Genomic DNA, 12,684 nt, shown 5'->3' with positions numbered 1-12,684 from the left:
GCCTGCTCTTTGCCGGGAACAGCCGAGCGTGGGCTCGGCTCTGCAAAAAAGCGGGTTACAACCACTTCACCCGCTTGAACAGCCGGTACAGGCCGACGCAGATGCCACCGACGCCGACGATCATCAGCGGGTAGGCCCACGGCTGGTTCAATTCCGGCATGTGGCTGAAATTCATGCCATACCAGCTGGTGATCAACGTCGGCGCGGCCAGCAGCGCGGCCCATGCACCCAGTCGCTTCACCGTCTCGCCCTGGGCCAGCGTCACCAGTGACAGGTTCACGCTCAAGGCCGTGCCCAGCATCTCGCGCAGGGTGTCGATCACATCGCTGATGCGTACCGCATGGTCGTGCACGTCGCGGATATACAGCTTCACTTCGTCCGGGAACAGTTCGCCCTGGTAGCGGCGCAGCTGCGCCAGCACATCCTGCAGTGGCGCCACCGCCATCCGCATCTTGTTCAACTCGCGCTTGAGCTCATACAGGCGCACAACGGTGCTGCGCTTGTAGCTGTCGGCGAAGATGTCCTTCTCCAGCAGTTCCAGGGTGTCGCGGAAGCGATTGGTGATGGGCAGGTAGTTGTCCACCACGAAGTCCGCCACGGCGTACAGGCAGTACGACGGCCCCATCTTCAGCAGTTGTGGTTCGCGCTCGACGCGTGCGCGCACCGGCGCGTACGACAGCGAGGCGCCATGGCGCACGGTCACCAGGAACCGTGGGCCGAGGAAGGCGTGGGTCTCGCCGTACTGGATGCGCTCGTCAACCATCTGCGCGGTGGTCACCACCACGAACAACGAGTTGCCGTAGGCCTCCACCTTGGGGCGCTGGTGCGCGTTGCGTGCATCCTCGACCGCCAGGTCGTGCAGGCAGAATTCTTCCTGCAGCTTCAGCAGTACATCTTCGTTCGGATCGTACAGGCCAACCCAGACGAAACCGTTGTTGCTGGCGATGACATCGCTGATGGCATCCAGGCTGATGTCGTGGCGTTTGCCGTCGTCATCGTAGTGGACGCAGTTGATGACGCAGGTGGGATTGGCTGCGGCGGAGGCGGCAGCAGGGGCGGGCAGTGAGGCGGGCAATGACATGCCCGCCATCGTGCGTCAGTGCTGCGTTTCCGACAAGTGAGGACGGCGCCCCAGCACCCAGGCCAGCGCTGCGTGGACCGGCAGCAGCAGCACGATCCACTGCACGTTGTACTGCGCCTGCAGGCTCAGCCAATGCAGCACCAGCGCGGCCACGGCCTGTACCGCCACCAGCCACAGCACGATCCTGAACATGCGGCCGGGCACGCGCCGCCGCAGCAGGCTGACCGCCCCCGGCAACAGCAGCAGGCACAGCGGCGAGAGCAGCAGCAGGTTGCGGTTGGCCCAGGCGGCGTAGTGCGTGCTGAAGCCCCACAGGAACACCAGCAGGCCACCGGCGATCGTGCACAGCAGCCACAGCGGCAAGGCCAGGCCGGCCAGCAGGCGCGGACGGTTGCGCAGCGCCAGCACGCCCGCCGCGATCACCAGGCCACACAGCAGCCACGGCCACCAGCGGCGCGCGAATTCCTTGGGCTCGGGGTCGATGCGGTGCGGCAGCAGTTCCTGCTCGGACTGCACCAGCGGGCGGCCGTCGCTGTTGCGGGCTTGGCGCAGGGCGTCGGCCAGGCGCATCGGCACGAAGGCTTCCTGCCAGCGCGACAGTGGCTGGTCGGCAAACGGGCCCAGGCCGATATCGAAGCCCAGCCACATCCACGGGGCCGGAGATGCCAGCCGCACCGACTCGCTGCGATAGGTGTTGCCGCGTGAGCGGCCCGACAGCTGTGAATGCAACCCGCCGCCCAGTGCCTTGTCCAGCGTGTCGCGCACCATCGTCGCGCAGTTGGCGGTGTAGTAATCGTAGTGGTAGCGCGCGTTTTCCGGCTTGGCTCGTTCGGCCAGGTCGGCAGCCAGCGAGCGTGCCTGGTCAGGGGTGATATCCAGCCACTGTACGCTGGCACCGCGGCCGGTCTCGTCGTAGTACGACAGGTCCTGCTGCAGCGGCAGGGCCACCAGGTAATACATCATGTCGCCGCGCACGAAGCGGCCGATGAAATCCTGTTCGGACGGATCGAAGTAGCCGAAGTTGTACGAGATCGCCTCGCCGCTCACCGGGTCCAGCACGACGATGGCATCGTGGCCGAAGCGCTCGAAGAACACGGTGCCCGGCTGCATCGTGACCACGCCGACACGCGGGGCAGGGGCATCGCTGGCCGTCGAAACGGTCGGCGCCGCTGCCTGCGCGAACGCAGCCAGTGGCAGGGCGGTGGCCAGCAGGCACAACGCCAGCCACAGGGTCAGGATCAGGCCACGGTGTTTCAAGCGTCGTCCTGCGCGTCCGGTGCCAGCACCGTTACATGGAAAGCCTGGACCCGGCGCGCATCGGCGCGGGCCACACGGAACATGAAACGGTCCAGCGCCAGCTCATCGCCGACTTCCGGCAGATGGCCGACGGCTTCGGTCACCAGGCCGCCGATGGTGTCGTAGTCCTCATCGGAGAAGGTGGCACCGAAGCGCTCGTTGAAATCGCCGATCGGGGTGAGGGCATCGACCACGTACTGGCCATCGGCCTGGATGGCGATCTGCGCCGAGAAATCCTCGGCCTCGTCGTGTTCGTCGTCGATGTCGCCGACGATCTGCTCCAGCACGTCTTCGATGGTGACCAGGCCGGCGACTCCGCCGTACTCGTCCACCACGATCGCCATGTGGTTGCGCGACAGGCGGAACTCCTTCAACAGCACGTTGAGCTTCTTCGCTTCCGGAATCAGCACCGCCGGGCGCAGCAGTTCACGTACGTTGCCCGGACCATTGTCGGCAACCACGCCGCGCAGCAGGTCCTTGGCCAGCAGCACGCCGAGGATGTCGTCCTTGTTCTCGCCATGCACCGGGAAGCGCGAATGGCCGGACTCGACCACCTGCTTCATCAGCTCCAGGAAGGGCGCTTCCACTGGCAGCGAGACCATCTGCGAACGCGAGATCATCACGTCGCCCACGGTCAGCTCGGCTACCGAAATGGCACCTTCCATCATCTTCAGGGTATCGGCGGCGATCAACCCTTCTTCCTGCGCGGTGTGCAGGACAGCGACCAGCTCGTCGCGGGTGTGGGGTTCGCCGGAAAAAGCGGACGTCAGGCGTTCAAGCCAGCCGCGCTTCTTTTCACTGTGCTCCACGGAGGAGCTACTACTGTCGTCTTCTGACATCTCTGGAAAAAAGGCACCCGGCAGGCCGGGCGATGGCTCCAGTCTAGCAGGATGTGGGGGCCTGTCAGTGACCCTCGCCAGCCGGGGCGGCGGCGGCCGGGCCCTCGTCCTCGGCCGGCAGGTCCAGGCTGTAGGTACAGCCGGCCAGGGTCTTGCCCGGGTGGGTGGCGACGGTGGATACGCTGAGGATGATCGACTCGATCTGCGCCTCGCCGGTCTTCGGGTCGGTCACATCGCGGCTGACCAGCTCGCGCCCGGCCATGAACTTGCCGTCCTGGTCGTAGCCGGTCTCCAGCGCCAGCTGCGTGGCAAGCGGCCGCGGGTCGGCCTGGTCGAGCACGGCCATGATGCTGGCGCCGGCCACCGCCACGCGTTCGGTCTGCTGGCCGAACACGGTGATCGGACTGGCCAGCCGGTACTCGCTCATGAACTGGTTGCCCTGCGGCAGCGGCTGCAGGCCGTGCGCCACGGCCTTCAGCGGATCGGCCAGCAGGGGTGCCAGTGCGGCATGCTCGGCCACGCCCTGGCGGCACTCGATCAGCGCTGGCAGGTCCAGCGGCGCGGCGGAGACGGCCGGCGCAACGACCAGCAGCATGGGCAGGAAACGCAGCAGTGACATCGCGACAACATCCGATCAGCGGCGGGAAGGCTGTGCATGGTAACGGCGCCCGTTGCGGCCTGCGACCCACCGTGGCCGGGGCCGGTCAGCGCCGGGGCGCGGGCCGGCAGCTATTCGAACCTGACCGGGAAGCCGAGCCGGGCTTCCAGGTGTGCACCCACCACCGATGCCGCCGCGCGGTCTGGGGCATCGTCGTCGAGCTGCACGTACATCTCGCCGGTCCGCACGTCCAGGCCGTAGCCCGTCATGTACGGCAGCTGGGCCCGCATGCGTCGCCGCATCTCCGCCTCGGTCAGCGCGGCGCCGGTGCGGAAGTGCACGTACTGCGGGCCGTCAGCGCCGCCATGTACTTCATCTGCCACCGGTGCATCACCGGTCAATCGCACCACGATGTGCCAGCCCGGATCGTTTTTCACCCAGGCACCCGCCAGCCGAGCCGCGTGCCGGGCTTCCAGGCGCTCGATCAGCGCCCGTTGCTGGGCGGTGGCGACGGCCTGGCGGGTGTCCTGTTCACTGCTGCCAAAGAACGCCCGCAGCTCGGCGACCTTTGCGGCGATGTCGGCCTCACTGTCGCTCGCGGGGAACGGTGAGGGCTGGTCAGGATCGGACATCAGGCCTGCCCCGGACTGCAGCAGCGCGGCAAGCAACAGTGCGGGCATCAATGTCATTGGCGCTCCCGGGGCGGTATCACCCGTTGCAAAGGGCCGTCTCAGCCCTGCGATGTCCTGTGCAGCAGCGCCCGCACACGTCGTATCGAAAGGTTGGCCACGGCACGCAACGCCATCACCGGCAGGGCGAGCATCGCCGAGAGGAGGGCTATGTGGACCAGTTGCAGCACTGCGCGGACCGCAAGCTGCAGTGCACCCGGTTCCAGCAGCCAAGGCGGCAGGTCTGCACTGGCGTGGTGGGCAGCGCCCATATACGTCGCAGCGAGCACGAACAGCGCGCACAACTGCGCGCGCGTTGCATGGAAGAACGGCAGGCTGCCGCTTGCGCGGCCCAGGCGCTGCTGCAGGACCACGCGCCAGCTTACCGGTGCGGATAACGCGCCGATCAGGATCAGCACCATCGAGGTCATCCACAGCGTCGAGGTGCTGCTGACCGGCCCATGGCCACCCAGCAGATGCGGCCCGACCATGCCCACGGCTAGGCCTGCCAGCAGGCTGGTAGGGGACAGCAGGGCCAGCGTGCGCAGCAGCCAGTGCCGGCCATCGGGATGGCGGGTGCTGACGCGGTGCACCACGTTGGCGGCCACGACCAGCAGCAGGGAGAAGATCGCACTTCCGGCCAGCAGTGGCCCCATGTCGCCCATCATCATCCATGTCTCCGGGGAGGTTGCAGGCGCAGGATAGCGCCGTGCGGGGCTCAGCGCTCGCCGGCGTAGGGATCGTCGATGCCGAGCTCGGCCAGGATCTCGCGCTCCAGCTGTTCCATCGCCTCGGCTTCCTTGTCGTCCTCGTGGTCCCAGCCGAGCAGGTGCAGCACGCCGTGCACGGTCAGGTGCGCGTAGTGGGCATTGAGCGCCTTGCTCTGCTCGTCGGCTTCACGGGCCACCACCGGTGCGCAGATCACCAGGTCACCCAGCAGCGGGAACTTGACACCCTTTGGCAGGCCCTCCGGCACGTCGGCCGGGAAACTGAGCACGTTGGTGGCGTAGTCCTTGCCCCGGTAATGCCGGTTCAGGGATTGACCTTCCTTGCTGTCGACCAGGCGGATGGCGAGGTCGGCTTCGCGGATGCGGCCCTTGAGGGCCGCAGCCACCCACTTGCGGAAGCTCACCGCAGCCGGTAGCCCGGCGCGGGGCAGGGCGTAGCTGACGGCGACATCGAGGCGGACGGGGCCCTTGGTCATGACAATTCCGGCGTTCAGATCTGAGAAGCGACAGTATCGCGCGTGTAGCGGCTCACCGCGACGCCCAGTCGCCCGGGTCATAGTCGATCCGGACCACTTCGGTGGCCATCGAAGGGGCAACGGCGCTGGTCATCGCGGTTGCGCGGCAGTTGTAACGCATCTGCGCAGCCAACTGACGGCTGACCGAAGCGGCCATCTCCTCAGGCTGCTGCCCGTCCTTGATGTCAATGCTGGCGTTCGCGCAGGCGCCCACGCTGGTGACCTCGGTGGCCGGCACCAGGATGCGCGCGGCGTCGTCGGCCAGGGCCTGGAACGCTGCATCGTCCATTGCCGACACCGCGCCGGACACGCGGACCTTGAAGTAGTAAAGCTGCTTGTAGAAAAGGTACCCATTGGACTGGATCGGCAGGTCCCCGGGTTGGCGGTTGCTGGTCGTCATGTCCATACGTAGCTGCAGCTTCTGCCCGTCGACGGTTCCGCCATCCACGCGCGTTGCCAGGGCGGCGAACACTGCTGCATCGCTGTTGCCGCCGGGCAGCACGTGATCAGCCAGCTGCACGGTGAACGGGCTGGCGCCGCGCTCCTGCAGGTTGGCGTATGTACCGCCCTCGACCGCTGCCTGCAGGTCGCGGCGGAAATCGGCCAGCCCGCGCTCCAGCGCCACGCCGTTGGCAGCCAGGCCCGCAGGGTAAACGTAGACGCTCACAACCACACTGCGGTGTTCCGGGTGGATGTAGGTGAAGCCGGCCCCGGCCAGCTTCTGCGCCGGGTCGTACCTGTGGTCGACCAGCTGCCACGGGCCGGCCTGGCGGGGCGCGGCGATGTCGCTGTATTCGACCAACGGGCGGGCAGCTGCCGATGCCGCCGTGGGCTCGCCCGCCAAGGCAGGCAGCGGCAGGGTGACCGCAGCAGCGATGATGATGCGGAAACGAAACATGGCACCTCCTGTGCGGGATCGTGACGGCAGTCTACGCCTACTCGGCGCCCGGCTTGAGCTGATGCAGGTCGCGGCGGTCGTAGGCGCTGACGATGCGCGCCACCAGCGGGTGGCGGACCACGTCGCGGGCTTCGAAGAAGGTGAAGCTGACGCCCTCCACATCGCGCAGTACGTCGATCGCATCGCGCAGGCCGGACTTCACGTGCTTGGGCAGGTCGGTCTGGGTCAGATCACCGGTGACCACGGCGGTGGAGCCGAAGCCCAGGCGGGTCAGGAACATCTTCATCTGTTCGATGGTGGTGTTCTGCGCTTCGTCCAGGATCACGAACGCATCGTTGAGCGTGCGGCCACGCATGTAGGCCAGCGGCGCGATCTCGATGACGTTCTTTTCCAGCAGCTTGAGCACTTTTTCCACGCCCAGCATTTCATACAGAGCGTCGTACAGGGGGCGCAGGTACGGGTCGACCTTCTGGCTCAGGTCGCCGGGCAGGAAGCCCAGCTTCTCGCCGGCCTCGACCGCCGGACGCACCAGGATCAGGCGCTGCACCCGCGATTCGTTCAGTGCTTCCACCGCGCTGGCCACGGCCAGGAAGGTCTTGCCGGTACCGGCCGGACCGATGCCGAAGTTGATGTCGTGGCTGACGATCTGGTGCAGGTAGCGGCTCTGGTTGGAACCGCGCCCGCGCACGGTACCGCGCTTGACCTTGATTGCCACGTCCTGCGCTTCGTAGGAGCGATCGGCGATCTGTTCGATGTTCGCCGCGTTCAGGCGCAGGTGGATGCCGTGGCTGTCGAACGTGGTCTCGGCGGCTTCTTCATACAGCGCCTCGATCAGCTTCTGCGCCTCTGCACTGGCTTCAGTCGGCCCGCTGATGCGGAACACGAAGCCGCGGTTGGCGATTTCCACGCCAAGCTTCAGTTCGATCTGGCGAAGGTGGCCGTCGAACGGGCCGCACAGGTTGGCCAGCTGCGCGTTGTCTTCCGGCGACAGGGTGAAGTCTCGATGCTCGATGCTTTTCATTGCTTGGGGTGGGGCGGGGTCGCCGTCCACCGCGATGGAGTCAGGGACGACAAGGGTAACGCGCGAGGCGGCAGGACGACAGTTCTCCACACCGGGTGTGGACCGGCGCCGAAGAAACCTGTGGATAGTCCTTCGCAGCGCTTGTGCCACAAGGAAGATGATGCCGTGGTGAAAATTGTGCCAGCCCCAGCGGGGTTCTCCACATGTGGTGTGGACGGTGTTGCCGCGAACCTGTGGATAGGTGGCAGCGAGCCTTGCGGCAGTGGCGTTGCCGGCGGGTGATCAATTATTGATCAGCCCTGTTCTGGATCATTGCGGGTGCACAGGGAGCATGGCACCGTGGCGCCATCGGAGGAGGTGGCGCATGGCCGTGGGCACGTGGATGCGCAGGATGGGGCTGCTGGGCAGCTGCCTGCTGGCGGGCTGCGGCGAAGCACCGCCGGCGGCACTGGGTACGCTTGAATGGGACAGGATCAGCGTGCCCGCACCGGCGGCGGAAGTGATCAGCGCCGTTGACGTGCGCGAAGGGCAGGCGGTTAAGGCCGGCGCGCTGCTGATGCGCCTGGACCCTGCCCGTGGCGCCGCCCAGTTCGACGCCGCACAGGCCGAAACCGCCCGCGTGCAGGCACAGCTTGAAGAACTGCAGGTGGGCCCGCGTGCGGAGCAGATCGCCCAGGCGCAGGCACAGCTTACGGCGCTGCGCGCGCAGGCGGCTGAAGCCACCGCGTACTACCGACGGGTGCAACCGCTGGCCCGCCAGCGGCTGGTCGCTGCTGCCGACCTGGACCGGGCCCGCGCGGCCGCCGACAACGCCGTGGCCAGCGTGCGCGCTGCCGAACAGGCGTGGCTGGAGCTGCAGCGCGGCAATCGTCGTGAGGACATCGCCCAGGGCCAGGCGGCTTCGCGGGCAACGAAGGCACAGGAGGCGGTGCAGGCCGTCAACCTGCAGAAGCTGCAGTTGCGCGCGCCACGCGATGGCGTGGTCGATGCATTGCCCTACCGGCAGGGCGACCAGGCACTGATCGGTGCGCCGTTGGTGGTGATGCTGGTGGGCGAACGCCCGTATGCGCGCGTGTACCTGCCGCAGCCATTGCGCCTGCAGGTGAAGGTGGGGCAGGCGGCGCAGGTGCAGCTGGACGGCGCGAACACCATATTGAAGGGGCATGTGCGGTCGATCCGCAGCGAACCTTCCTTTACGCCGTATTACGCGTTGACCGGTGATGACGTCTCGCGGCTGAGTTACCTGGCCGAGATCGAGATCGATGACGGTGCCGACATGCAGGCGCTGCCCGCCGGGCTGCCGGTACAGGTGCGCTTCTGAATCCCGTCGATGACATCGCCGTGCGCGCGCAGGGCCTGAGCCGCCGTTTCGGCGATCTGCTGGCGGTGGACAACGTCGACCTGCAGGTGCCGCGTGGCCAGGTATACGGCTTCCTCGGCCCGAACGGCTCGGGCAAGTCGACCACCATCCGCATGCTGTGCGGGCTGCTTGAACCAAGCGCGGGCGAGATCGAAGTGCTGGGCCTGGCGATCCCGGCGCAGGCCGAAGCGCTGCGCCGCCGCATCGGCTACATGACCCAGCGCTTTTCGTTGTACGAAGACCTGTCGGTGCGGGAGAACCTGGAATTCCTGGCTGCCATCCAGGACCTACCGCGGGTGCAGGCGCGGCAGCGGGTCGATGCGCTGCTGCAGCAGTACCGTCTGCAGGACCGCCAGGTGCAGTTGGCCGGCACCCTCAGCGGCGGGCAGAAGCAGCGGCTGGCGCTGGCCGGTGCGGTGATCCATGCGCCGGAACTGCTGTTCCTGGATGAGCCGACCAGTGCGGTCGATCCTGAGTCGCGTCGCGATTTCTGGGAGGCGCTGTTCGAACTCGCCGATGCCGGCACCACGGTGCTGGTGTCCACCCACTACATGGACGAGGCCGAACGCTGCCACCGGCTGGCGATCCTCGATCGCGGTGCCCTGGTGGCCGATGGCACCCCGGCCGAGCTGTGCGCGCAGCTGCAGGGCCGTACCCTGAAGGTCACCGCCTCGCAGCCCCGGCAGGCCAGCCGCGCGCTGGTGGCGTTGCCGGGTGTGCTCAGCGTGGCCCAGATCGGCACCGAACTGCGCGTTCTGTGCAGCGAGGGTGCGGCCGATACCAGCGTGTTGGCGCAGGCACTTGCCGCTGCCGATCCGCGTGCCAGCATCGAACCGGTGGCGCCCAACCTGGAAGACGTATTCGTTGCCGCCACCCGTGGCCGTGGTCGGGAGCCGGCCGCATGAGCGTGCGACGGCTATGGGCGATCATGCTCAAGGAGCTGCGGCAACTGCGCCGTGACCGCATCACCCTGGCGATGATCGTCGGCATCCCGGTGATGCAGCTGCTGCTGTTCGGCTATGCGATCAACCTCAACCTGCGGCATCTGGATGCCGGTATCGCCGACCAGGCCAACAGTGCGGCGTCGCGCGCGCTGGTGCAGGACATGGTCGCCACCGGCGTGATCACGCCGCGCGCGCAGGCCTATACGCCCGATCAACTGATGGAGGCGTTGCGACGGGGCCGGATCAGCGTGGGCATCGTCATTCCCGCCGATTTCGAACGACGCCGCTACGAAGGCCGCGAAGCGGTGCAGGTGCTGGTCGACGGCAGCGACACGGTGGTGCAGAGTGCGGCGATCCAGCTGGCGCAGGTGCCGCTGGACACGCGCCCGGCCAGCAACGCGCGACCACTGCGCGAAGGCAGCATCGCCAGCGGGCAGGTGAGCGTCATCAGTTTCTACAACCCGCAACGGCGCTCAGCAGTGAACATCGTGCCCGGCCTGATCGGGGTGATCCTGACCATGACCCTGGTGATGTTCACCGCAGTGGCGGTGGTACGCGAACGCGAGCGCGGCAACATGGAACTGCTGATCGCCACGCCGGTATCGCGCAGCGAACTGATGGTCGGCAAGGTGTTGCCCTATGCGGCGATCGGTCTGCTGCAGACCACGCTGGTACTGCTGCTGGGAACCTGGTTGTTCGAGGTTCCGATCCGCGGCAGCCTCGTTGATGTCTACCTGGCGGCGGTGCTGCTGGTGCTGGCCAACCTCGCACTGGGCCTGTTGATTTCAACGCGCGCGCGGTCGCAGTTCCAGGCCATGCAGATGACCCTGTTCCTGTTCCTGCCTTCGATCCTGTTGTCAGGTTTCATGTTTCCGTTCGCCGGCATGCCCAGGCCGGTGCAGTGGCTGGCGGAAGTACTGCCGCTCACCCATTTCCTGCGCCTGGTGCGCGGCATCATGCTGCGCGGGGCCTCGCTGTGGGAGCTGTGGCCGGACGCACTGGCACTGCTGGTGTTCATCGTGGCGATGATGACCCTGGCCATCCTGCGCTTCCGCAAGCGCCTGGATTGACGGGACCGGGGTCGGATCCCCGCAGGGGCTCCGACCCCATTGATCGGTGCAACAGGTCGGAGCCCCTGCGGGGATCCGACCCTGGCGCTCAGTCCGCCGCCACCACGCGGCCGCGCAGCGAATTGGTCAACGCTTCAGTGATCACCACGTCCACGAACTGGCCGATCAGGCGCGGGTGCGCCGGGAAGTTCACTGAACGCATGTTCTCGGTCTTGCCGGTCAGTTCATTCGGGTTCTTGCGTGAAGGGCCTTCCACCAGAACAGTCTGTACGCTGCCGACCATCTTTTCGGAGATGCTTGCAGCGTGCGCGTTGATGCGTTCCTGCAGGCGCGACAGGCGAGCATGTTTTTCCGCATCGCTGATCGTGTCTTCCAGGTCCGCTGCCGGGGTGCCCGGGCGACGCGAATAGATGAAGGAGAAGCTGTGGTCGAAGCCGATGTCCTCGATCAGTTTCATGGTCTTCTCGAAATCCGCATCGGTCTCGCCAGGGAAACCGACGATGAAGTCCGAACTGATCGAGATGTCCGGACGTACCGCACGCAGCTTGCGGATCTTCGACTTGAATTCCAGTGCGGTGTAACCGCGCTTCATCGCCGACAGCACGCGGTCGCTGCCCGCCTGCACCGGCAGGTGCAGGAAATTGGCCAGCTGCGGCACGTCGCGGAACGCATCGATCAGCGAATCACTGAACTCCAGCGGGTGCGAGGTGGTGAAGCGGATGCGACCGACGCCATCGATCTCGGCGATGGTGCGGATCAGCAGGCCGAGGTCGGCGAACTCGCCGTCGCCATAGGGGCCGCGGTAGGCGTTGACGTTCTGGCCGAGCAGGTTGATCTCGCGCACGCCCTGCGCCGCAAGCTGTGCTACCTCCACCACCACGTCCTCGAACGGGCGGCTGACTTCGGTACCGCGCGTGTAGGGCACCACGCAGAACGAGCAGTACTTGGAGCAGCCTTCCATGATCGACACGAACGCCGACGCGCCATCGGCACGCGGTTCGGGCATGCGATCGAACTTCTCGATTTCCGGGAAGCTGATGTCCACCTGCGGGCGCTGCTGTTCGCGACGGGCGCGGATCAGCTCCGGCAGGCGATGCAGTGTCTGCGGGCCGAACACCAGGTCGACGAACGGCGCACGCTTGATGATCGCTTCGCCTTCCTGCGACGCCACGCAACCGCCAACGCCGATGATGACCTCGCGGCCCTGGTTCTTCAGGCTCTTCCAGATGCCCAGCTGGCTGAACACCTTCTCCTGGGCCTTTTCGCGGATCGAGCAGGTATTGACCAGGATGACGTCGGCGTCTTCCGGGCGGTCGGTCAGTTCCAGGCCATCGCTGGCGGCGAGCACGTCGGCCATCTTGGCCGAGTCGTACTCGTTCATCTGGCAACCGTGGGTCTTGATGTACAGCTTGCCTTTCACCTGGTCGGGCTTGCGCGGACCAGAGGGCAGGGCAACGAGCGGGGTACCGCCCGGCGTGGCGGGCGGAAAGACGTCTGGCGTCCCGGTCATGGCGCTTAATCCATTCGGGTGGCGGGAAAGGGGGCGATTCTACCCGCATCCCGTCGCGCTCGCCCTGCGCAACGCCAACGGCGCCACGCTGCGCGCTCGCGGGGCATGGCCCCGCGCTACCCGACTCCCGCCTCGTTCGGTAGCGCCGGGCCGTGG

General features: G+C 66.7%; 13 protein-coding genes. 3 read left to right on the top strand and 10 right to left on the bottom strand.

The genetic code is table 11. The annotated features are described in order from the left end of the window. Positions 1-55: 55 nt before the first annotated feature. The 9 genes from QOL57_RS03660 to QOL57_RS03620 all read right to left on the bottom strand — a co-directional run bounded on the left by QOL57_RS03660 (position 56) and on the right by QOL57_RS03620 (position 7,644). Positions 56-1,090, bottom strand: a complete 1,035-nt coding sequence (locus tag QOL57_RS03660) for a magnesium and cobalt transport protein CorA (protein ID WP_089239983.1) — start codon at positions 1,088-1,090, stop codon at positions 56-58. A 6-nt stretch (positions 1,091-1,096) separates the two neighbouring features. Next, positions 1,097-2,338, bottom strand: coding sequence for a DUF4105 domain-containing protein (locus QOL57_RS03655; protein ID WP_089239985.1), 1,242 nt, complete (start codon positions 2,336-2,338; stop codon positions 1,097-1,099). Then, positions 2,335-3,216, bottom strand: coding sequence for a transporter associated domain-containing protein (locus QOL57_RS03650; RefSeq protein ID WP_089239987.1), 882 nt, complete (start codon positions 3,214-3,216; stop codon positions 2,335-2,337). The genes QOL57_RS03655 and QOL57_RS03650 overlap by 4 nt, the downstream gene beginning before the upstream one ends. Positions 3,217-3,280: 64 nt before the next feature. Next, the gene (locus QOL57_RS03645; RefSeq protein WP_089239989.1) at positions 3,281-3,835 is read right to left on the bottom strand and encodes a hypothetical protein; all 555 of its coding nucleotides are present in this window, start codon (positions 3,833-3,835) and stop codon (positions 3,281-3,283) included. A gap of 110 nt (positions 3,836-3,945) precedes the next feature. Further along, on the bottom strand, positions 3,946-4,503 hold the full coding sequence (locus tag QOL57_RS03640) for a hypothetical protein (RefSeq protein ID WP_089239991.1): 558 nt from the start codon (positions 4,501-4,503) through the stop codon (positions 3,946-3,948). A 41-nt stretch (positions 4,504-4,544) separates the two neighbouring features. Beyond that, positions 4,545-5,153, bottom strand: a complete 609-nt coding sequence (locus tag QOL57_RS03635; RefSeq protein ID WP_089239993.1) for a hypothetical protein — start codon at positions 5,151-5,153, stop codon at positions 4,545-4,547. A gap of 47 nt (positions 5,154-5,200) precedes the next feature. After that, on the bottom strand, positions 5,201-5,686 hold the full coding sequence (gene ybeY, locus QOL57_RS03630; protein WP_089239995.1) for an rRNA maturation RNase YbeY: 486 nt from the start codon (positions 5,684-5,686) through the stop codon (positions 5,201-5,203). A gap of 52 nt (positions 5,687-5,738) precedes the next feature. Then, positions 5,739-6,623 (bottom strand): hypothetical protein, encoded by an 885-nt coding sequence (locus QOL57_RS03625; RefSeq protein WP_089239997.1) that lies wholly within the window; start codon positions 6,621-6,623, stop codon positions 5,739-5,741. A 37-nt stretch (positions 6,624-6,660) separates the two neighbouring features. After that, positions 6,661-7,644 (bottom strand): PhoH family protein, encoded by a 984-nt coding sequence (locus QOL57_RS03620; protein ID WP_089239999.1) that lies wholly within the window; start codon positions 7,642-7,644, stop codon positions 6,661-6,663. Between the two features lie 364 nt (positions 7,645-8,008). On the opposite strand from QOL57_RS03620, the gene QOL57_RS03615 reads away from it, so the two are divergent. Genes QOL57_RS03615 through QOL57_RS03605 form a run of 3 tightly spaced genes read left to right on the top strand, consistent with a single transcriptional unit; the run spans position 8,009 to position 11,018 of the window. After that, positions 8,009-8,965, top strand: coding sequence for an HlyD family efflux transporter periplasmic adaptor subunit (locus QOL57_RS03615; protein ID WP_089240001.1), 957 nt, complete (start codon positions 8,009-8,011; stop codon positions 8,963-8,965). Between the two features lie 20 nt (positions 8,966-8,985). Next, entirely contained in the window at positions 8,986-9,909 is a 924-nt protein-coding gene (locus QOL57_RS03610; protein ID WP_089240003.1) for an ABC transporter ATP-binding protein, read from the top strand. Next, on the top strand, positions 9,906-11,018 hold the full coding sequence (locus QOL57_RS03605) for an ABC transporter permease (protein WP_089240005.1): 1,113 nt from the start codon (positions 9,906-9,908) through the stop codon (positions 11,016-11,018). The genes QOL57_RS03610 and QOL57_RS03605 overlap by 4 nt, the downstream gene beginning before the upstream one ends. An 88-nt stretch (positions 11,019-11,106) precedes the next feature. Here QOL57_RS03605 and miaB read toward each other — a convergent pair whose 3' ends face one another. Further along, positions 11,107-12,528, bottom strand: a complete 1,422-nt coding sequence (gene miaB / locus QOL57_RS03600) for a tRNA (N6-isopentenyl adenosine(37)-C2)-methylthiotransferase MiaB (protein ID WP_089240007.1) — start codon at positions 12,526-12,528, stop codon at positions 11,107-11,109. Positions 12,529-12,684 lie beyond the last annotated feature (156 nt).

The organism is Stenotrophomonas sp. yr243, assembly GCF_900184195.1.
Lineage (GTDB): Bacteria > Pseudomonadota > Gammaproteobacteria > Xanthomonadales > Xanthomonadaceae > Stenotrophomonas > Stenotrophomonas lactitubi.
The sequence above is the reverse complement of the archived record's forward strand: the minus strand, read 5'-3'. Positions and strand labels throughout refer to the sequence as shown.

Coding starts and splice junctions, on each gene's coding strand:
- ybeY (WP_089239995.1), bottom strand. CDS start 5,686: ATGACCAAGGGCCCCGTCCGCCTCGATGTCGCCGTCAGCTACGCCCTG.
- miaB (WP_089240007.1), bottom strand. CDS start 12,528: ATGACCGGGACGCCAGACGTCTTTCCGCCCGCCACGCCGGGCGGTACC.
- QOL57_RS03660 (WP_089239983.1), bottom strand. CDS start 1,090: ATGGCGGGCATGTCATTGCCCGCCTCACTGCCCGCCCCTGCTGCCGCC.
- QOL57_RS03645 (WP_089239989.1), bottom strand. CDS start 3,835: ATGTCACTGCTGCGTTTCCTGCCCATGCTGCTGGTCGTTGCGCCGGCC.
- QOL57_RS03605 (WP_089240005.1), top strand. CDS start 9,906: ATGAGCGTGCGACGGCTATGGGCGATCATGCTCAAGGAGCTGCGGCAA.
- QOL57_RS03620 (WP_089239999.1), bottom strand. CDS start 7,644: ATGAAAAGCATCGAGCATCGAGACTTCACCCTGTCGCCGGAAGACAAC.
- QOL57_RS03635 (WP_089239993.1), bottom strand. CDS start 5,153: ATGATGATGGGCGACATGGGGCCACTGCTGGCCGGAAGTGCGATCTTC.
- QOL57_RS03640 (WP_089239991.1), bottom strand. CDS start 4,503: ATGACATTGATGCCCGCACTGTTGCTTGCCGCGCTGCTGCAGTCCGGG.
- QOL57_RS03615 (WP_089240001.1), top strand. CDS start 8,009: ATGGCCGTGGGCACGTGGATGCGCAGGATGGGGCTGCTGGGCAGCTGC.
- QOL57_RS03625 (WP_089239997.1), bottom strand. CDS start 6,623: ATGTTTCGTTTCCGCATCATCATCGCTGCTGCGGTCACCCTGCCGCTG.
- QOL57_RS03650 (WP_089239987.1), bottom strand. CDS start 3,216: ATGTCAGAAGACGACAGTAGTAGCTCCTCCGTGGAGCACAGTGAAAAG.